We start from the raw sequence: 18,368 nt of genomic DNA on the forward strand, positions 1-18,368 counted from the left end.
AAAAGAGAAGAATTGCATCAATTTTTTAAGTACGAAAAGGTTGCAACTATTAAAACACCTTTACTGTTTTGTAATACAATTATTCTTATATTTGAAAATCTATCTAGCCAACTGCAAGCAATGTTTCCCAATTTCCGGGTGATGTGTTTAAACTAATGACACATATATAAAATTTGACAGAAATTTCAATAAACATCGTAAAAATGAACAAGACCTATTTATTTATTATATTTTTCCAATTTGGATTATTATTTTCTCAAAAGACTAAAATCGATAAAAGACAAATAATTCCAAATGAGATAGATTTTAATGGTAATGTTAAAAAAATCACTTTAAAAATTTATGAAATAAATAGAAACAAGGAAAAAATTGACACAACTAAAACTATCTCTGAAATACATTTTTCGAAGTTAAAAAAAATACTCAAAATAAATAAATTCGACAAATCTTTAGACAATTTGTGGAATATAAGTGAGTTTGATGATTTAGAAAGAATTAAAAAAATTTCAAGAAAAAATGAAGGCAAAATGTTTAATGCTGTGATACAATATTTTTCTACTGAAAATGAATTTCCTGATTCAACTACCATAGACTTTAATGAAAATTATAAAGAAAAATATATAAATTATTTTAAAGATAATTTAGTCATAAAACAGGAACATTTTGTTAAGGATCTATTACAAGATTACCGATTATACAAATACAATGAGAAAAATCAATTAATTGAAGACTTATATCTTAATCCTGAAAATAATTCTGATAAAACTGTTGTTTTTAAAGCAGAGAATCAGCTATCATTTTATCCTGAAAGACTAACAAAATATGAATATAAAGAAATAAAAGATACTTTAATTTCGATAAAAATTCGACCAAAATTTAATGTGAAAGAAGTAACAAAAAAATTGAAGACAAAAAAATATTCGCTTGAAATAAAAGAAGATTATGACAATGATTATTTAAAAAGTAGAACATTAATTTATACAAACAAAGATTCAATTATTGTTTATACATACTACTACAAAAATAATAACGAAATTAAAAGCTACTATATTACAACGACTACAAAAAACAATATAACCTCAAAGTGGAAAACCGAAGGTTACGGAAATAATGAAGAACGTAACGATATAATCAAAATAAATATCGTCAATGACAAACATAAAAATTGGGTTAAAAAAACTTATTCTAATAAAAATCAGACAACAAGAATAATTGAAAGACAGATCGAATATTATTGAAAATAAGAAAAACATCTACTAACCACCGCACGGCTACAGCTGCGTCAGGCTATCCGCTCTATCTTTATTTTCTTAAAGAAAGAAAATAAAGGATGCCGCTGCTATCCTTCATGCAAAGTCCTCCGTTTCAAGTTTAATCTCGAAAAAGAGAAGAACAGCATCAAGTTTTTAAGTACGAAAAGCTTGCAATTAATAAAACACCTAGTCCGTTTTGTAATACTATTATTCTTATATTTGGAAACAGATAAATGTGGCTAACATCAAAGCAAGCGACCTAATTTCAGGGTCCTGTATTTGATTTTGTTTGATAAAGCTAAAAGTTATGGGCAATACTAAAGAAACCTAGAAATGAAAAAAGAAACTAAAGATGACATTGCATACGGTGTAGCAAAGGCAGTTCTTGGTTCTATTCCTGTTGTCGGTGCGACAGCGTCAGAGCTTTTACAATTATTAGTCACTCCTCAATTAGAAAAAAGGAGAAATGAATGGATGATTGAAGTAGGCGAAAAACTAAAACAACTTGAACAGAAAGAAGAACTTGATTTGATTAAATTAGCAAATAATGATGTGTTTATAGACGTTGTTTTGCAAACCACACAGTTGGCACTTCGAACAAGCGAAAAAGAGAAAATACAATATTTCAAAAACGTAATTTTGAATAGCGCCGTTGAGGAAAATCCAAACATAACTGAAGTGCAAATCTTTCTAAACTTTATATCTACTTTCACAGTTTGGCACATTAAAATCTTGAAATTATTTGACAATCCAGAAAATTGGTTTAAGAAAAATGGAAAGAGTTTACCGAATTATATGGCTGCCGGTTTATCAAATGTTTTGGAAGAAGCATATCCTGAATTAAAAGGAAAAAGAGAATTGTATGATTTGATTTGGGATGATTTGTCACGAGCAGGTTTACATAAAACTAGCGGTTTACATACTACAATGACAGGCTCAGGTTTAATGGTTCCGAGAACAACAACCTTTGGAAAAGAATTTTTAGAATTTATAACTGAAAGTCCAATCGATTAAATGACTGTGCATTATAGCCACTACGACGGATTTAGGCAATTAGCATAATGGAAAAATGGTTTTGTATTTGGGATGATTTGGCAAATCTGAAAATAGGGCTTTCTTTATCCCAAACCCGCAATAGTATCTGAACGATAGCGCTAATATTAAAAAAAATGACAAAATAATGATTCCTGATTATCAATCCATAATGTTACCACTCTTGAAAATAATGAGCGATGAAAGAACTCATAAACTTAGAGAGCTAATAGAAATTTTACATGATCATTTTAAATTGAGTGATGCTGAGAAAAAAGAATTACTACCAAGCGGAAGTCAAGCAATTTTTGACAATAGAGTTGGTTGGGCAAAATTCTATTTGGAAAAAGCTAGTTTATTAAAAACTGAAAAAAGAGGATATTATCGTGTTACTGAACTTGGTGCAACTTTCTTAAAATCAAATCCAAGTGAACTCAAAACAAAAGATTTAGATAAATTTAAAGCTTTCAAGGAATTTAAAGAATCAATTACTCCCAAAAATGATCTTGACAATTCTAATCCGGAAAATCAAGAAAATGGAGACACTACTAAAACTCCAGAAGAAGCTTTAGAATATGCATATCAGAAATTAAAAAATGATTTATCAAGAGATTTACTTGACACTATTAAAAGCTGCTCCCCTTCATTTTTTGAAAGGTTAGTCGTTGATATGTTAACAAAAATGGGATACGGCGGTTCACGTAAAGATGCCGGAAGAGCTTTAGGCAAATCAGGAGATGGCGGAATTGATGGAATAATTAAAGAAGATAAATTGGGTCTTGATACAATTTATATTCAAGCTAAAAGATGGGAAAATGTTGTTCCTGTTAGAGAAATTAGAGACTTTGCAGGTGCATTACTTTCAAAAAAAGCTAGGAAAGGTATTTTTATTACAACTTCTAACTTTCCAAAAGGAGCTTATGAATTTGTCGAAAGCATAGAACATAAAATAGTATTGATTGATGGTAGTCGACTTGCAGATTTGATGTTTGAGTATAATGTTGGTTTATCAACTCAATCTACTTATGAAGTGAAAAGAATTGATACTGATTATTTTGACGAATAAGAACACTGATGATAACTGCGCCCCGCTCGTGATGGTCTTGACGTATAACTATAATTTTAGTTTTTGCCAGTGATTAGTTTTATTTTAAATTAATTGTGTTCACGAGCGGGATACTCGCGAGTACAGGAGGAAACCTTTAGTAAAATTTAAACAGTATAATTATATAAATCATGATAATAAAAAAAATAATCCTAACAGTATTAATTTCTATTTCACTATCAGCAAATGGTCAATATAAAAGACATAATTTTAACAGTAAAGAATTAAATACAATTTTAAGAAGTGAAATTGGAGCAGAAATATTTACAACTGGTCAGAAAAGTTTTCAAGAGGCTGTTAAAATTATAGCATGTCCTGATTTTAAATTAAATTTTGTAAAGTTTCCCTATAAAATTGGTGACATTTTACCATATTTAGAAGATAAAAAACAATATCGACTATATTTTAACCCCGCTTTAAAGGATTATTTAGATCGTGGAACTATCGGAATTGCATTTGACAAAGAAAAAAGTATTTACGTTCCATATATAGACTCATTTAATGGCCTTTTAACAAAAGATCAAAAAGAAAAATTAATTGTTGAAAATGCGATCTACATCAATCCTGATTGTGCAGATTGCTTAAAAAAAGTATTTATTTACAATGGGAAAGCAAGTAATATACTCAAGTTTACATACCAGGAATTTATAAATGACATGGCAAGACCCGCATTCAATCAAGAGCTACAATATGATCTTAGCGAAAGTAATATAATTGGATTTAAAGGCATGAGAATTGAAATCTTAAATACATCAAACATTGAAATAGAATATAAGGTTTTAAGTGAATTTAAATAAACTGGCATGCTAACGTCTAGCGTATGCGTCCCGCTCGTGATGGTCTCAACGGATTACTATGATTATTGTTGGTGTAAGTCTTTAGACTTTTTTTATCCTGTTCAGATAGAAATTATATTAACGAGCGCCAGCTAAGAAATTTTCTTAAAAAAAATAAAAAACAGAAACAAAAAAAATGAAAAAATTACTTTTGAGCATTACATTTCTATTAATTTCAACATTAAACTATTCGCAAAATTCAAAAATTAAAATCGGAGTTCAAGCTGGATTAAATTATTCAAATTTAAGAGGTTATGACATTCCTGTTCAATTTGAGCCTTTTTATTCCGAAAGTCCTGCATTTTCTTTTTTAGGAGGATTAAATTTTGAATATCAAATGAAAGAAAAATTAAGTTTGAAATTGGAACTTAATTATGAAAGAAAAAGCCAAAAAGGAGATAATAATATTGAGGTAACAGATACAAATGATTTTTCCCAAAATTATAATTTTACATCAAAAAAGAATTATGACTATTTAGTTTTACCCATAATGCTAAAATATAATTTTAGCAATACAAATAGTTTTTATGTAAATGGCGGTCCATTTATTGGGTATTTATTAAAATCAAACTTAACGAATGATTTGGAAAAAATTGATGGCCTAAATAATGACCCTGTCGAAACTACAAATCTTAATAATAAGACAGATTTTGGTTTATCAATTGGATTAGGAAAAACAATTGAAATAAATGAAAAAAACTCAATTTTTATTGAAATTAGAGAAAATTTAGGCTTAAGTAATACAAGTAAAAATAAAGTTTGGGGAAATGGAGAGGTTAAAACTAATTCATTGAATTTAATAATTGGATATTCAATAAACTAAAAAAAACATCCCACTTGCACGAGCGTCCCGCTCGTGATGGTCTCAACGGATTACTATTATTTTAGTTTGTGTCAGTCATTAGATTTTTTTAAAATATTAAAATAGTATTTGTGTTCACGAGCGGGACACTACAGGTAGCTTGGGGACAATTTTTTTTTTCAGAAAAAGCAAATTAGATAACATTATGACAGAAGGAACGAAAATGAGCAAAATAGAAGCGATAGTATTTTTCATTTTAATTATAATTGGATTTTGTTTTATTATCAACAAAGCCAATAAATCTAGAGAAGAAATTGAAAATTATCCTGGCACAACGATTTGTAAATACACGCTTTGCAAACCTGCCCGCAAATCATCTACCGCTTTTGTGAAATACGTTGTCAATAATAAATTGTATCGAACTGATAGTGGTGGTTGTCCCGAGAATTCTTCTGAAAAAATCAATAAATTCTTCTACCTAAAATATGCTACAGTTAATCCAAACAACATTGAAGTTGATTTTACAAAAGAGGTTACCAACAAAGCAGAGATTGAGGTACTAGAACATCAACTTAAAAATTGGTTTGATCTTGAATAACACTGCTCAATACCCCGCTCATGATAATATTAACGAATTAATATAATTTTAGTTGGTATCTGTCATTAGATTTTTTTAAAATATTAAAATAGAATTTGTGCTCACGAGCGAGACTCTCGCGCCAACAGTGACAAAAACCGAACAATTCAATCAAATAAAACATAGAAAATATGAGAAAAACAATGCTCTTACTTACCTTTTTTGCTGTTAGTAATTTTACTTATTCACAAGTTGATAAAGTTGATGATGCGATAAAAAACCTAATGCAAAAAAATAAAATTGTTGGTTTGCAATTAGCGGTAATTAAAGATAATGCAATTATTAAAACAGGTCACTACGGATTAGCATCCGTTGAAGATTCAATTGCAGTTGATAGCCAAACTATTTTTAGCATTAATTCCATGACTAAAACATTTACAGGAGTTGCTATTATGCAATTAGTCGAAAATGGTAAATTAAATCTTGACGAGCCTATTTCAAAATATTTGGATAAGCTGCCTAAAAGTTGGCAAAATATTACAGTAAAACAAATAGTGACGCATCAATCGGGACTTCCTGAAATTTGGGATTCACAAGGAAATATGTTATCTGAAAATAGTGAGACTTTATTCCAAAAAATAAAAGAATTGCCTCTTGTTTTTAAACCTGGTAAAGAGTTTAGAGACTGTCAAGCAAATTACCTACTGCTTGGAATGCTTATTGAAAAAATAAGCGGACAGTCATTTGAAAAATTCATTTCAGAAAACCAGTATAAAAAAGCGGGAATGAAGAATTCCACCAAAGCTGGTGTAGGCGATTTTTACAACATAATTAAGCACTCTGCAAAGCCCTACTCGTATTTTAGAAATAACATGCTAACTAATGTGTATCAACCCATACCTTCAAATTTGTATCCAGCTGGCGGAATCTATTCAACGGCAACCGAAATAGCACAATGGGTAATGGCATTACAAAGCAATCAATTAATTAATGCCGAAAATGTAAAAACTCTTTGTACCCCTATTCGATTAGAGAACGGAGACATATATCAAGAAAACGGTTTTCTGAATCAGAGTTCGATTGGTTTTTATTCCTCTTCAAGAGAAAAAAATCCTGTAATTGCTTCATTAGGGGGCAATAGAAATGCTTTATACATTTATCCAAAAGAAAATATTTCAGTAGTGATTTTGACAAATTTAGTGGGTTCACGTCCTGAAAATTTCATTGAAGAAATTGCGAATTTATATTTGGCTGAGAAAAAATAACAATAACTAGCAACTGCGTCCCGCTCGTGATGGTGTCAACGGATTAGAATGATTTTAGTTTATACCGGTCATTAGCTTTTTTTTTAAATATTGAAATAGTATTTGTGTTCACGAGCTAAACATTTACGCCAACTGTGCAGCAATATACTTATTTAAACGAAAATCCTAAATTAAGCTAATTATGCAAAAAAAATTATATCCTAATAAAATAAAACATTTTCTACTTTTATTTGTAATATCATTATTTCTAGCCACTCCATTTATTTTAATGCAGGATTTGCTGTCTTTAGAAATTTCGCAAATATTAATGTTCATAGCATTTATTGTTAGTTTCATTGGGTTAACATTTTTATTCAATTTTAAAAGAAAAGTAAAAGTAGAGTTAAATTTGAAATTAAAGGCAGAAAGGCAAATACCTCTAATGATTTTAATCATCGTAATTTTTCAAATTGGTTTCACCAAGCCTTTTAATCATTTAATAAAATTAGCATTAGGACAAAACTTAATATTAACAAACCCTTTGGATGCATTTTTAACAACTATAGGTGCTATTTTTTTGGGGTCAATATTTGAGGAAATAATTTTCAGAGGAATGGTTTTGAAAGGGTTTTTATTAACATATTCCCCCAAGAAGGCTATAATTTTCTCTGCTATTTTCTTTGGAATTATCCATGCAAATCCATTTCAAATTTGGGGAGCAATTATATTAGGCCTGTTTTTTGGCTGGATATTTTATAAAACAAGAAGCATTGGAAATACTATAATATTACATTTTTTTGCAAATTTTATAATCTTAATTCAATCGTACTTATATTTTAGTTTTTTAGATATTCATTCAGTTACAATTTTAAGTGTAATTAGTATTCCAATTGCTACAATAGCTCTTTCATTTTTGGTCAGAAAGCTATTAAGAGATATGAATGAAAAAACTATTTTAATTGTAGAAGATCAACTTTAAATAAGCAGAAACCTAGCTAGTGCGTGCGTCTAACAAGTAATTGGTCGTGGATTAACATGATTTCACTTTATACCAATCATTAGATTTTTTAAAATATTGAGATAGTATTTGTGTTCACTAGCGTGACGCTCTCGGCAGCTGTTAAGTCAAAAAGATAAAAGCATTACAACATTACAATCAATTAAAAACAGATAATTTCAACCAAAAATAGTTATGACAAATTGGACGCAAAAAATGCAAGAGGTTTTAAACGAAAAAACTGAAAATTATACGACTCAAGAGAAAGCTCATATTAGTTTTGATTATTTAAAAAATCTACTGGTAAAAATTGAAGACAATCATATTCCTGATAGTGAAGTGCTTCGCACAAAAATGGAACAGGTGATTAATGGCATACAACATAAGACACCGGAACAAAAAGTCCAGTACCATGGAAAACATTTAATTGAAATAACCAATTTACAAACCTTTGTAGAAGAGAACTTCAATTATGTTAAAAAAGGTAAATTTAAAAGAAGTTATGTAAGTAAGGGTATGATTTTCGGAATGTCTTTCGGAATAGCTATTGGTGCTGCATTTGGAAAAATAGCAATAGGTTTATCAGTAGGTATGTTGTGGGGTTTAGGCATAGGAGGGTTTATTGGTAGTAATTTAGATCGAAAAGCTGAAATCGGAAATAGAGTCTTGTAAAAATAAAGAAGTTCCCTCGATTAGATGGAACTCCACACGTACTTTTAAAAAAATATGTAGGGTTTGAAATACAATTACCTACACCCATAGGATCATTAATACCTTGATACTTTTTTAGGTATGAAATAATATTGATAATGCGTCTATTTTAAAATAAAATGCATTTGATATTGAGATATGTTCTTTGTTTTAGTATTTTATTTCGTTTATTTTCTAAAACAGAAAGACTGAGGTTTTTTCATTGACTGACACAAGCAGCAAGTACATTTAATGAAATGTCTTATATTTGAACTCAAAGTAAAAATTAATGAACAAATTATTAAATTTCCTCGATTTAACAAAAGGAGAGGACAATAAAGAAACCGTGCTCGAGAATGTGAAATCGAATATTTCGTTTCGAGGTGCTAACCTTTGGATTCTTTCTTGTGCCATCGTGGTGGCGTCTATTGGTTTGAACGTTAACTCTACTGCTGTAATTATAGGTGCTATGCTAATTTCGCCATTAATGGGACCAATCATTGGGGCTGGCTTTGCGCTCGGCATATATGATTTCGAACTTCTGAAGAAATCGTTAAAGAATTTAGTAATAGCGACTTTTGTGAGTCTTGCAGTGTCAACTATTTATTTTTATCTAAGTCCGTTTAAAGAAACTCAATCTGAACTTCTGGCTCGTACTTCTCCAAATATATATGATATTCTGATTGCCTTTTTTGGTGGCTTAGTAGGGGTAATTGCCATTACACGAAAAGAAAAAGGAAACCCTATTCCAGGTGTTGCAATTGCTACTGCCTTGATGCCGCCACTTTGTACCGCAGGATATGGTTTGGCAATTGGCAACTACCGATTTTTTGGAGGAGCAATTTACCTATACACTATCAACTGTGTTTTCATCTGTGTTGCTACTTTCTTGATTGTAAAATTCTTGAAATATCCGCGTTTGGTTCAATTTGAAAAAGCGCGAGAAAAACAAATTACATATGTTATTACAACCTTGACTGTTGTATTGCTGATGCCCAGCATTTACTTTGGCTATACGTTGTTTGAGGAAAGAAAATTTGAACAAAAAGTAAATTCATTCATCCAAAATGAATTTACGGATAAAGGATATACCATCATCTATCAAAAAACACGCTATAAATCCAATTCAAGCAGTGTCGAGATTGCGCTACTTTCAAAGCGATTTACCCCGCAAGAAAGTGCCGAGATAAATCAAAGATTAAAAATTTATGATTTAAAAGGAACTCAATTTAAAATCCGTCAAGATACCACGAATCTAAAGCAGGACATTTTAAACCAAATTAAAAATGATAAAGCCAATGTAGATGAAAAAGATGCTGTCATTGCAACTTTGAGAAATGAAATTGAAAATAATAAATATGATAATACATCTTTACTTAATGAAGCTAGAATACTATTTCCGGTACTAACTGATATTTCTATTTCTAATCATCCATTTAATGTAAGTCAAGAAAAGAAAGATATTGTTCCTGTTGTTATTTATTCCAGTATTAAGCAATTGAACAGAGAGGACACCCAAAAATTAGAGCAATGGATTAAAATAAGAATCAAAAAAAATACAGTAGAGGTATTTTGGAAAAGCACTAGCAATTAGACAATGATTCAAACCATTTAGAACTTTATGCAGTAGGTTTTAAAACAAGGCTAAAGCGTTACAAATTATTAAGCCTGTCAAAGTAGCAAAATTCAAAAACACGATCAAAGCCTTAAAAGACCTACATAATCCTTGAGATTGCTATACTTTTAAATTAAACATCGTATTCCCTGCAAACAATAACACGTATGAAATCGCTAATCTACCCTTTATTTCTGCTCATCATTGCGACACAATTTGCATTTGCACAAGAAAAATTACCCATACTTAAAACTGACAAAAACACTATTAGTATAAAAGAGGGAAATTCTGATTATAAAGATGAATGGACGATAGCGCCAGAAGTGAAGTCAGATGTTTTTGTAACACAGAGATTTACAGGAACTAAAATAATTACATTTTATTCAGAAATCGATAGCATATCTTTTACAGTAAAACCAAACAAAAAATATGACTTTATTATTTTGCTAAACGGAAAATACAAAGCTCATACTCAAATAAATACTGATAGCAAACAAAATCCTTCATTAGAACCTAAACTATTTTACACAAGACTAACAAAAACAGACCAGGCTACAGACACCATACCTTTCACACTTGGAATTGACAATAGAATTCATATGAAAGGTAAAGTAAACTATTCAGACACTTTAGATTTTATGTTTGATACAGGAGCAAGTTCTTGTGTTATTACTTCCTCATTAATTAATAAAAAAGTAAAAATTAATTTAGACGGAAATCAAGAAAATACTGGAACAGATGGCAAAGCAATCGTGGGGACAAGTTCTAAAAATACAATTGAAATCAACGATTTGAAATGGGAAAATGTTTCACTTTTGTCAATTGATTATCAAAAACCATCTTTTGATTTAGTTTTAGGTTGGATTGCGTTTGAAGGCAAAATTATTGAAATTGATTATGAAAAAAGCATTTTAATAGTTCACCAATCATTACCAAAATTGTCTACTGAATATTCCAAGTTGGATTTTAAATTAATAGAAGGAATACCCTATATAAAATTAAAACTTATAATAAATGGGAAAGTAAGTGAAAGTTGGTTTGATTTTGATACAGGCTCAAACGGTACGTTAGTTGTTGGGCAAAAGTTTGCAAAAGAGCATTTTCTTAACAATGAAATGAAACAAATAGGAACAATTACATCCGTAGGTTCTGCAGGAAAGGAAATAATTAGCAATTTAGTGATGTTGCCCAAGCTGAAAATTGGAGATTTTGAGATGTATCAAATTCCTCTATCAATTCAACAAAAAGAAATAGAAAACGTAGAGCATAATGAAAACATTGGTAATAAAATTTTAAAAAGGTTTAATGCGGTTATTGACTTTAAGCATCATCACATTTACCTAAAACCAAATAATCTATTTTATGATCAGATGCTAAAAAATTAAATGTTATACAATTAAAAAAAGGGCTCTAATCCAAAATGGCTCTTGTATAAATCGAATACTTATCTTTGAAAAGAAAACTTGCGTTTGTAACGTAAGTACCTAAAAAAGCAACATTATATAACACCTACTAAATCCCAAAAAAAATGAAAAAAATAGTTATCCTTTTACTACTTATTGTTTCATTAAAGGGCTTTTCACAAAACCTTGAGTTATTTGGAAAAGTCGAATCTTACGGCTTACAGGAAACAGGTAAAATTTATTGGACGGAAGAAGGAAAGCAATTTGATCCTAAAAAATTTATACCTTTTGGAAAGGATAGAGCGTTCCGTTTTAAAATAGCCATTGCCGAAATCAAGAAATTAAACAGTCCCGTTTTGGTCTTTGCAACAGACATAAAGCAAGAAACAACTAATCCAAACAGTTGCGTACAGCGCATCAAGGTATTGGAAATTGTAAATGCTTCTGAGTTTGATAATTTAAAAAACATAGCCCTTAACACTGATTTAGTGTTAAATCTAAATTGTGAAGCCGGTGTTTACTACGATGCTAGAATGGAACAGTTAGAGCAGTTTGTAGGGTCTTACACGCTAACTACTGCTGATAATTTTCGCACCATTAGATTGGGTAATGATTTAAAACGGTACAACGGCTATCTCTCGAAACAAACAAAAGATTATATGACCACAGAAGTTGGAAGTTGGAACTATGATAAAGAACAAAAAATACTTTCTTTTTACGTATTCAGACAAATGAACGAACAGTACGGCTTAGTCCTGAGTATGAATAATGAATATAATTTTACGGTTAAACAAAGCGAAGGCCCCATGTTGTTTGAGTCAGAAATAGGAGTCTTGAAAAAAAGATAACACTAATAAAAATGTAAGCTTCTGTAAAAGTTTTTATTAAAAAAAAAGCTACGATTTTATCCATTAGAACCTCAATATAGCAATTACAAATCGTGCTTTATAAAATAGACAGCTCGCTTTGTATAGCTTACTGTTCTATTTTTTATTAGATTCAAAAGCAAACTATAAGATTAGAATACATTACGGTTTTGTAATTTAGAACTACTATATTTACGGTATACATACAGCGTTTTTAAAGCATATTGGCTATGATAATAATAAGTCTTAAAAAGTGCTTCTGAAATTAATTCTTTAGCAAAAGAACAAAGTTAGATAGTATTAAAAAACAAAAACCTAAATGAAAACAAGCCACATCAGTAAAAAAGAAATTCAAAAGGGTGAAGAGGTAAAATGTTGGGATATAAGAGAAGGAATTTTCAATTTAATCAAATCAACCTTTCCCGATTTAAAACAAGACGATTATATTACTATTGACGAATTGAATCAATACAGACGCCTCTATTTAACCTCCTTAATCATTCTGGAAAAAGGAGAAATTGCGGCCATTGATCAAGATGTAATGGAGGCGATAAAAAACAACTCCATTCTTTCTGAAAATATTCAAGATGAAATAGAGGCTGAACTCACTTTTGGACAAAAACTTGCTGATAATGTTGCTTCATTTGGTGGTAGTTGGATGTTTATCATCACTTTTTTTTCTTTCATCTTAATTTGGATGATCATTAATATTTGGTTTTTAACTACAAAACCATTTGACCCATTCCCCTTTATATTGCTTAACTTGATTCTTTCTTGTTTAGCGGCTATCCAAGCTCCTATTATTATGATGAGCCAAAACCGACAAGAGCAAAAAGACAGACAGAGAAGCGAACATGATTATAAAATCAATTTAAAAGCCGAACTTGAAATAAAACTTTTAAGTGAAAAAATTGATCATTTGTTAGCCCATCAAAACAAAAAACTACTTGAAATTCAAGAAATCCAAACAGACTATCTAGAAGATTTAATGAAAGAACTCAAAAAGAAATAAAATTAAATACCACAGCATAAATTTCAAATGATCAGATAGCAACTAAAAACAAAACATATTCATAATGATACTTGTTCTTATTTTGTAGTTAAAATCAATTATATTTACGATTAAATTCACTTACCCTTTTGACCAATCGAGATAGCTATTAACCTACATGCAGAATAATTAAGAATCTATAAACATGAATTGTAACAATTGTAATCAAGAATTAACCTCAAAGTATTGTCCAGAGTGCGGACAGCCAGCTGAGCTAAAAAGAATTAACGGACACTACATAATTCATGAAATAGAACATGTTTTACATTTTGAACGGGGCATTTTATTTACCGTTAAAGAGTTACTAGTTAATCCTGGGAAAAACATCAGAGATTATTTCACACAAAACAGAACCCGCCTTGTTAAACCGGTTATATTTATAATTGTCACATCATTAATTTACACCATCCTAAATAACTTTTTCAACCTTGAGGATGGATATGTAAAATACCAAGGAGCTCAGAATGATACAACAAGCATAATTGTAAAATGGTTGCAAGGACATTATGGATATGCAAACATATTAATGGGAGTATTAATAGCAATGTGGTTGAAAATATTTTTTAAAAAGTCCAGCTATAACTTCTACGAAATCTTGATAATGCTATGTTTTGTTTTGGGAATGGCAATGCTGATATTTTCAGTTTTTGTAATCATTGAAGGTGTAACACATTTCAAAATTATGACATTTGCAGGTGCCGTAGGTATATTGTATAGTTCTTGGGCAGTAGGACATTTTTTTAATAAAGGCAAAGTTATGAGCTATATTAAGGCATTGGGTGCGTACCTATTAGGTATGATATTTTTTTGGGTAATACCTGTAGTAATAGGAATTTTAATTGATTTGGTGAACAAAAACTAAAAAAAGCAACTTAAAAAATTTACAATTAGTTCTAGCGAATAAAATAGTATCATACTTACAAAACACAATCCAAATCGTTTTTAAAGAGAAAAACGGTTCACACATATTTTATAAAATAGATTAACCAAGCCAACCATCATGATTCTATTTTTAAAAAAATTATTTCAAACAAAAAAGAAATCTCCCCAGATGAGTACCAGCATTTTACAGTCGATATTACAAAAATCTAAGGACAACAAAGAAATAATTGCCATCTGGCAATACAATTCTGACAAAGGTTCCCTTGTAGGGTACATCACTGAAATTAATGAAGAGTATATTGGGTTTAGACATTACACCCGTTTTGGCAAACCTGATGGAATTATTTTTATAAAAGTAGAAAACATTAAAAATGTTGACTTTAATGATGATTACATCAAGGTTATGGAATGCCTCATTCAATATTCTGATATTATTGATAAGCCATCCAACTTTGCAATTCACTTGAATCAATCCGAAAACTGGCAGTTTAGTGCTATTTTACAATTGTATAACAATCAGGATCAAATGGCGAGCTTTGAAATCAACGGAAATGAGTTTTTCACTGGTTTTGTTAAAGACCTTTCTGACCAAGATTTCATTCTGAATTGTGTAGCAAAAAACGGAGAAGATCTAGGAACTTCGCTCTTTAAAATAGAAGACGTTACTGAGGTAAGAGTGAATGATATTGATGATAGAAGAAGATTGTTATTGTACAATTGGCGTAAAGCTACTCTGTAATTCATCCGAAAACACTAAAATCATAACGCCAAATTGCATAACACTACTCAATTAAAATATAATGAAACATGCTGAATTTACTATTGAAAACAATACCATAGAATTCTTTAATACCATTTTTGGAGTGGAAAAAGTACTACTCAACGGAAAGAATATTTCGAGTAAATTTTCTTTTTCAGGCGCCGACCACGCTATAAAATTACAGGACAGAAATCTGGTTTTAAAAGTCAGATACGTAATAGGAAATATCAAAATGCAATTGATGGAAAATGATCTATTGCTTGAAGAACAATCTGCTAAAATTAGTATCAAACAGAGGATTTTTGCGGCTTTAATTGGAGTTGGCATAGGATTCTTACTTACTAGGCTTACGAGTTATATATAAGTTTAAAAGCAAAACTTCTCCCTTACAAATGTGCTATCGGTAAGATGGTTTATTTACCAAAATTAAACCGTACTTTAGTGTTGTTTTCCTTTTGCAAGTATGCATTTAAAACCAAAAAGAAAACAAATCATTTTTTGAACTAGAACATTATGAAAAATATACAATTAGGATGGGTCGGTTTGGGCAACATGGGTAACCCAATGGTGCTTAACCTACTTAAAGCGGGTTTTAATGTATCCGTTTTTAACAGAACCAAAGAAAAAGAAGCACCTTTACTAGCTGCAGGGGCAAAATCAGCAAACAGCTTACAAGATTTAATGGAAACTTGCGATGTAATTTTGACCATGTTATCTAATGACGCAGCAGTAAAAGAAGTTTTTGAAGGTCCGAGCGGTTTGTTATCGAAAGCTAATTCTGGGAAAACCATCATTAATATGAGCACCGTTTCTCCTGAAACTTCTCGCTATTTAAACACCATTTGTAACCAACACCAAGTAGCATTTATAGATGCGCCCGTTTCAGGAAGTGTAAAACCAGCACAAGATGGAACGCTCGTAATTCTTGTGGGTGCTACTACAGAAAATTTTAAAGTTGCAAAACCGATATTTGATGTTTTGGGTAAAATTGCCATTCATGTAGGCGAACCCGGCGTGGCAAGTTCAGCAAAATTAGCCATTAATTATTTACTTGGCCTCAACTTACAAGGTATTGCAGAGACCGTATTATTTGCCGAGAAAAATGGCGTAAGTAAAGAAGACATGCTCAACATCATCAATCAAGGCGCTTGTGGCAACGGCATCACTAACATTAAAACACCTGCTATTTTAAGCGATTCCTATCCAGCAGCATTTGCGTTGAAACACTTGGTTAAAGATTTAGGCTTGGCCAAAGCAGCGGGATTAGATTCGCCACTCATTCATCCTTTGTATGACAGTTACGCTGCAGCTGAAAAAGAAGGATTGGGCGATCAAGATGTAATGGCGATTATTAGTAGTTTGAAAAGTAAATAGGGTTTTATAATTCTATTAAATACCCACAAAAACAAGAAAAGCTACACCCAGTAAGATGTAGCTTTTCTTGTTTACTCGAATCAGAAAACGATATTACTTTGTTTTCATCGGTGGCAAGTCAAACGCAGCAGGCTCATGCTCAAAACTATTGCGGTGTGCACCATCACAAAAAGGTTTGTTGGCAGATAAACCACAACGGCAAAGCCCTAATGCGGTTCTTCCTTCTAATCCGTATGTTTTTCCTTCACAGTCTGTAATTTCAAAATCACCTTCTATTTTTATAGAACCATTCTTATTGATTGTTAATTTAGTCTTGCTCATATTGCTGTATTTTTTTTTAGAAATCAAAGATTGCAAAATATTTTAGAACCTGTTCAAGATAGAGTAGTATTTTATTATTGAATAGGGTTATTTACATTAATTCTATTTTGTTGTACTTCCTGAAAAGTGTTTTTATTCAGCAAGAACAATCAATTTCAATCAGAGAAAAACAACAAAAAACTCACAGTCTATTAAGCATTTTAAAGTTTTGAACCAATTCCAAATAATACTTTTTTTACTCAAAAAAACAATGTAAACAAGTAAATTGTACATTTGTCCAAAATAGAACAGTATAACATTTCATATATAACATGAGCCTTCTAACAAAAATCAATGTGCTGCGCCGAGCTATAACTCGTGGACTTACAAAAAATATTGGCAACTCAGCTAGCAACTTCGCAATAGATCCTTCTCAAAAAATAACAATTAAAAAAGTTTTAATTTCTAGACCCAATCACAGGCTTGGGAACTTACTCCTTATTACTCCGCTTGTTCAGGATGTGACCAACACTTTTCCAGCTTGTAAAATAGATTTGTTTGTAAAGGGTGGCTTGGCACCAATTGTTTTTCAAAACTATGACAACATTAATAACATTATAGAATTACCCAAAAAACCTTTTAAAGATCTTGTTGCTTATTTTAAAGTATGGGTGAAAATCAAAAGTGAAAAATATGATATTGTAATAAATGTGGATAAAAACTCCTCTTCTGGCAGGTTATCAGCACAATTTGCAAATGCGAAATATAAATTTTTTGGAGAAGAAGATGAAATACTCCGAACGAAATACCCTGACTACGATCATATTGCAAAGTTTCCTATCTATGAATTCCGAAGTTTTCTAACTAAATTAGGTTTCCCCGAGAATCATGCAGCTTTGCCTCCACTAGACATCAAACTGACTGCAGCGGAATTACTACAAGGTAAGAGCGCTGTTGATGCTTTAGTCCCAAATGACAAAGAAACCATTTGTATTTTCACCTATGCTACGGCTGACAAATGCTACTCTACAACGTGGTGGGAGGAATTTTATACGGGTCTAAAAGTAGAATTTTCTGATTACAATATCTTAGAAATTTTACCTGTTGAAAATGTTTCACAAATCAATTTTAAGGCAACTTCATTTTACAGCAAAGATGTGAGAGAAATAGCTGCTGTAGTTGCAAATACAAAACTTTTTATAGGAGCTGATAGTGGAATTATGCATTTAGCAAGTTCTGGCTTAACTCCTACTGTTGGGTTATTTTCAAGGCCAAACATTGATATTTACAAGCCTTATCACAACAACAGCATAGGAATCAACACAAACATAGGTACCACAAAAGACTGGATTGAAACAATAAATAACGTATTGCTTAAACAATAATTAATCACATCCTATTTATAAAAATATCATTAGAGGTAGAAATATTGAAACCGTACATCGATTAAAATACTAAGCCTTGTTGTACCGACTTAAGAACAAAATTTCTGCTTCCGCTCCTATTTGCATTGCTTTGTACGGGAGCAATTTCGTCGTAAAATCCAGAAACTTTAACTCTGATGTTAGATTATATGACAGT

19 protein-coding genes are annotated in these 18,368 nt (G+C 30.9%); 18 read left to right on the plus strand and 1 reads right to left on the minus strand.

Translation table 11 applies throughout. The features are described from left to right. Positions 1-203: 203 nt before the first annotated feature. From IQ05_RS01140 to IQ05_RS01220, 17 genes are all read left to right on the plus strand, one after another. On the plus strand, positions 204-1,238 hold the full coding sequence (locus tag IQ05_RS01140; RefSeq protein WP_144889079.1) for a hypothetical protein: 1,035 nt from the start codon (positions 204-206) through the stop codon (positions 1,236-1,238). Between the two features lie 348 nt (positions 1,239-1,586). Then, the gene (locus tag IQ05_RS01145) at positions 1,587-2,267 is read left to right on the plus strand and encodes a hypothetical protein (RefSeq protein ID WP_144889080.1); all 681 of its coding nucleotides are present in this window, start codon (positions 1,587-1,589) and stop codon (positions 2,265-2,267) included. A gap of 166 nt (positions 2,268-2,433) precedes the next feature. After that, a complete protein-coding gene (locus IQ05_RS01150) occupies positions 2,434-3,351 on the plus strand; it encodes a restriction endonuclease (RefSeq protein ID WP_208653340.1) in 918 nt (305 codons plus the stop codon). Positions 3,352-3,521: 170 nt separating this feature from the next. Continuing rightward, positions 3,522-4,187: a hypothetical protein gene (locus IQ05_RS01155; RefSeq protein WP_144889082.1), complete on the plus strand. Its 666-nt coding sequence runs from the start codon at positions 3,522-3,524 to the stop codon at positions 4,185-4,187. A gap of 175 nt (positions 4,188-4,362) precedes the next feature. Then, complete coding sequence (locus tag IQ05_RS01160; protein ID WP_144889083.1) at positions 4,363-5,049, plus strand: porin family protein; 687 nt, start codon at positions 4,363-4,365, stop codon at positions 5,047-5,049. 202 nt (positions 5,050-5,251) lie between these two features. Continuing rightward, on the plus strand, positions 5,252-5,626 hold the full coding sequence (locus IQ05_RS01165) for a hypothetical protein (RefSeq protein WP_144889084.1): 375 nt from the start codon (positions 5,252-5,254) through the stop codon (positions 5,624-5,626). Between the two features lie 170 nt (positions 5,627-5,796). Next, positions 5,797-6,870 (plus strand): serine hydrolase domain-containing protein, encoded by a 1,074-nt coding sequence (locus tag IQ05_RS01170; protein ID WP_144889085.1) that lies wholly within the window; start codon positions 5,797-5,799, stop codon positions 6,868-6,870. A gap of 181 nt (positions 6,871-7,051) precedes the next feature. Beyond that, positions 7,052-7,828 carry a CPBP family intramembrane glutamic endopeptidase gene (locus IQ05_RS01175; protein WP_144889086.1) on the plus strand — a complete coding sequence of 259 codons (777 nt, stop codon included), beginning with the start codon at positions 7,052-7,054 and terminating at the stop codon, positions 7,826-7,828. A 213-nt stretch (positions 7,829-8,041) separates the two neighbouring features. Further along, positions 8,042-8,518 carry a hypothetical protein gene (locus tag IQ05_RS01180; protein ID WP_144889087.1) on the plus strand — a complete coding sequence of 159 codons (477 nt, stop codon included), beginning with the start codon at positions 8,042-8,044 and terminating at the stop codon, positions 8,516-8,518. 307 nt (positions 8,519-8,825) lie between these two features. Then, the gene (locus tag IQ05_RS01185; protein WP_144889088.1) at positions 8,826-10,130 is read left to right on the plus strand and encodes a DUF389 domain-containing protein; all 1,305 of its coding nucleotides are present in this window, start codon (positions 8,826-8,828) and stop codon (positions 10,128-10,130) included. A 188-nt stretch (positions 10,131-10,318) separates the two neighbouring features. Next, complete coding sequence (locus tag IQ05_RS01190; protein WP_144889089.1) at positions 10,319-11,536, plus strand: retropepsin-like aspartic protease; 1,218 nt, start codon at positions 10,319-10,321, stop codon at positions 11,534-11,536. Between the two features lie 143 nt (positions 11,537-11,679). Next, positions 11,680-12,402: a hypothetical protein gene (locus IQ05_RS01195; protein WP_144889090.1), complete on the plus strand. Its 723-nt coding sequence runs from the start codon at positions 11,680-11,682 to the stop codon at positions 12,400-12,402. Positions 12,403-12,739: 337 nt separating this feature from the next. Further along, positions 12,740-13,432, plus strand: a complete 693-nt coding sequence (locus tag IQ05_RS01200; protein ID WP_144889091.1) for a DUF1003 domain-containing protein — start codon at positions 12,740-12,742, stop codon at positions 13,430-13,432. Positions 13,433-13,616: 184 nt separating this feature from the next. Further along, a complete protein-coding gene (locus tag IQ05_RS01205; protein ID WP_144889092.1) occupies positions 13,617-14,333 on the plus strand; it encodes a DUF3667 domain-containing protein in 717 nt (238 codons plus the stop codon). A 189-nt stretch (positions 14,334-14,522) separates the two neighbouring features. Beyond that, on the plus strand, positions 14,523-15,092 hold the full coding sequence (locus IQ05_RS01210; protein ID WP_144889093.1) for a hypothetical protein: 570 nt from the start codon (positions 14,523-14,525) through the stop codon (positions 15,090-15,092). A gap of 61 nt (positions 15,093-15,153) precedes the next feature. Then, positions 15,154-15,477 carry a hypothetical protein gene (locus IQ05_RS01215; RefSeq protein WP_144889094.1) on the plus strand — a complete coding sequence of 108 codons (324 nt, stop codon included), beginning with the start codon at positions 15,154-15,156 and terminating at the stop codon, positions 15,475-15,477. 149 nt (positions 15,478-15,626) lie between these two features. Continuing rightward, positions 15,627-16,487, plus strand: coding sequence for an NAD(P)-dependent oxidoreductase (locus tag IQ05_RS01220; protein WP_144889095.1), 861 nt, complete (start codon positions 15,627-15,629; stop codon positions 16,485-16,487). A gap of 93 nt (positions 16,488-16,580) precedes the next feature. Here IQ05_RS01220 and IQ05_RS01225 read toward each other — a convergent pair whose 3' ends face one another. Beyond that, complete coding sequence (locus IQ05_RS01225) at positions 16,581-16,808, minus strand: CDGSH iron-sulfur domain-containing protein (RefSeq protein WP_144889096.1); 228 nt, start codon at positions 16,806-16,808, stop codon at positions 16,581-16,583. 311 nt (positions 16,809-17,119) lie between these two features. Between IQ05_RS01225 and IQ05_RS01230 the strand changes: the two genes are divergently transcribed. After that, positions 17,120-18,172 (plus strand): glycosyltransferase family 9 protein, encoded by a 1,053-nt coding sequence (locus tag IQ05_RS01230; RefSeq protein ID WP_144889097.1) that lies wholly within the window; start codon positions 17,120-17,122, stop codon positions 18,170-18,172. The last annotated feature ends 196 nt before the right edge of the window (positions 18,173-18,368 follow it).

It is taken from the genome of Flavobacterium tiangeerense (assembly GCF_007830355.1).
Classification (GTDB): domain Bacteria; phylum Bacteroidota; class Bacteroidia; order Flavobacteriales; family Flavobacteriaceae; genus Flavobacterium; species Flavobacterium tiangeerense.

What these genes read in the sequence shown, in the direction of transcription:
- IQ05_RS01140 (WP_144889079.1), top strand. Translation starts at nt 204, where the DNA reads ATGAACAAGACCTATTTATTTATTATATTTTTCCAATTTGGATTATTA.
- IQ05_RS01145 (WP_144889080.1), top strand. Translation starts at nt 1,587, where the DNA reads ATGAAAAAAGAAACTAAAGATGACATTGCATACGGTGTAGCAAAGGCA.
- IQ05_RS01150 (WP_208653340.1), top strand. Translation starts at nt 2,434, where the DNA reads ATGATTCCTGATTATCAATCCATAATGTTACCACTCTTGAAAATAATG.
- IQ05_RS01155 (WP_144889082.1), top strand. Translation starts at nt 3,522, where the DNA reads ATGATAATAAAAAAAATAATCCTAACAGTATTAATTTCTATTTCACTA.
- IQ05_RS01160 (WP_144889083.1), top strand. Translation starts at nt 4,363, where the DNA reads ATGAAAAAATTACTTTTGAGCATTACATTTCTATTAATTTCAACATTA.
- IQ05_RS01165 (WP_144889084.1), top strand. Translation starts at nt 5,252, where the DNA reads ATGAGCAAAATAGAAGCGATAGTATTTTTCATTTTAATTATAATTGGA.
- IQ05_RS01170 (WP_144889085.1), top strand. Translation starts at nt 5,797, where the DNA reads ATGAGAAAAACAATGCTCTTACTTACCTTTTTTGCTGTTAGTAATTTT.
- IQ05_RS01175 (WP_144889086.1), top strand. Translation starts at nt 7,052, where the DNA reads ATGCAAAAAAAATTATATCCTAATAAAATAAAACATTTTCTACTTTTA.
- IQ05_RS01180 (WP_144889087.1), top strand. Translation starts at nt 8,042, where the DNA reads ATGACAAATTGGACGCAAAAAATGCAAGAGGTTTTAAACGAAAAAACT.
- IQ05_RS01185 (WP_144889088.1), top strand. Translation starts at nt 8,826, where the DNA reads ATGAACAAATTATTAAATTTCCTCGATTTAACAAAAGGAGAGGACAAT.
- IQ05_RS01190 (WP_144889089.1), top strand. Translation starts at nt 10,319, where the DNA reads ATGAAATCGCTAATCTACCCTTTATTTCTGCTCATCATTGCGACACAA.
- IQ05_RS01195 (WP_144889090.1), top strand. Translation starts at nt 11,680, where the DNA reads ATGAAAAAAATAGTTATCCTTTTACTACTTATTGTTTCATTAAAGGGC.
- IQ05_RS01200 (WP_144889091.1), top strand. Translation starts at nt 12,740, where the DNA reads ATGAAAACAAGCCACATCAGTAAAAAAGAAATTCAAAAGGGTGAAGAG.
- IQ05_RS01205 (WP_144889092.1), top strand. Translation starts at nt 13,617, where the DNA reads ATGAATTGTAACAATTGTAATCAAGAATTAACCTCAAAGTATTGTCCA.
- IQ05_RS01210 (WP_144889093.1), top strand. Translation starts at nt 14,523, where the DNA reads ATGAGTACCAGCATTTTACAGTCGATATTACAAAAATCTAAGGACAAC.
- IQ05_RS01215 (WP_144889094.1), top strand. Translation starts at nt 15,154, where the DNA reads ATGAAACATGCTGAATTTACTATTGAAAACAATACCATAGAATTCTTT.
- IQ05_RS01220 (WP_144889095.1), top strand. Translation starts at nt 15,627, where the DNA reads ATGAAAAATATACAATTAGGATGGGTCGGTTTGGGCAACATGGGTAAC.
- IQ05_RS01225 (WP_144889096.1), bottom strand. Translation starts at nt 16,808, where the DNA reads ATGAGCAAGACTAAATTAACAATCAATAAGAATGGTTCTATAAAAATA.
- IQ05_RS01230 (WP_144889097.1), top strand. Translation starts at nt 17,120, where the DNA reads ATGAGCCTTCTAACAAAAATCAATGTGCTGCGCCGAGCTATAACTCGT.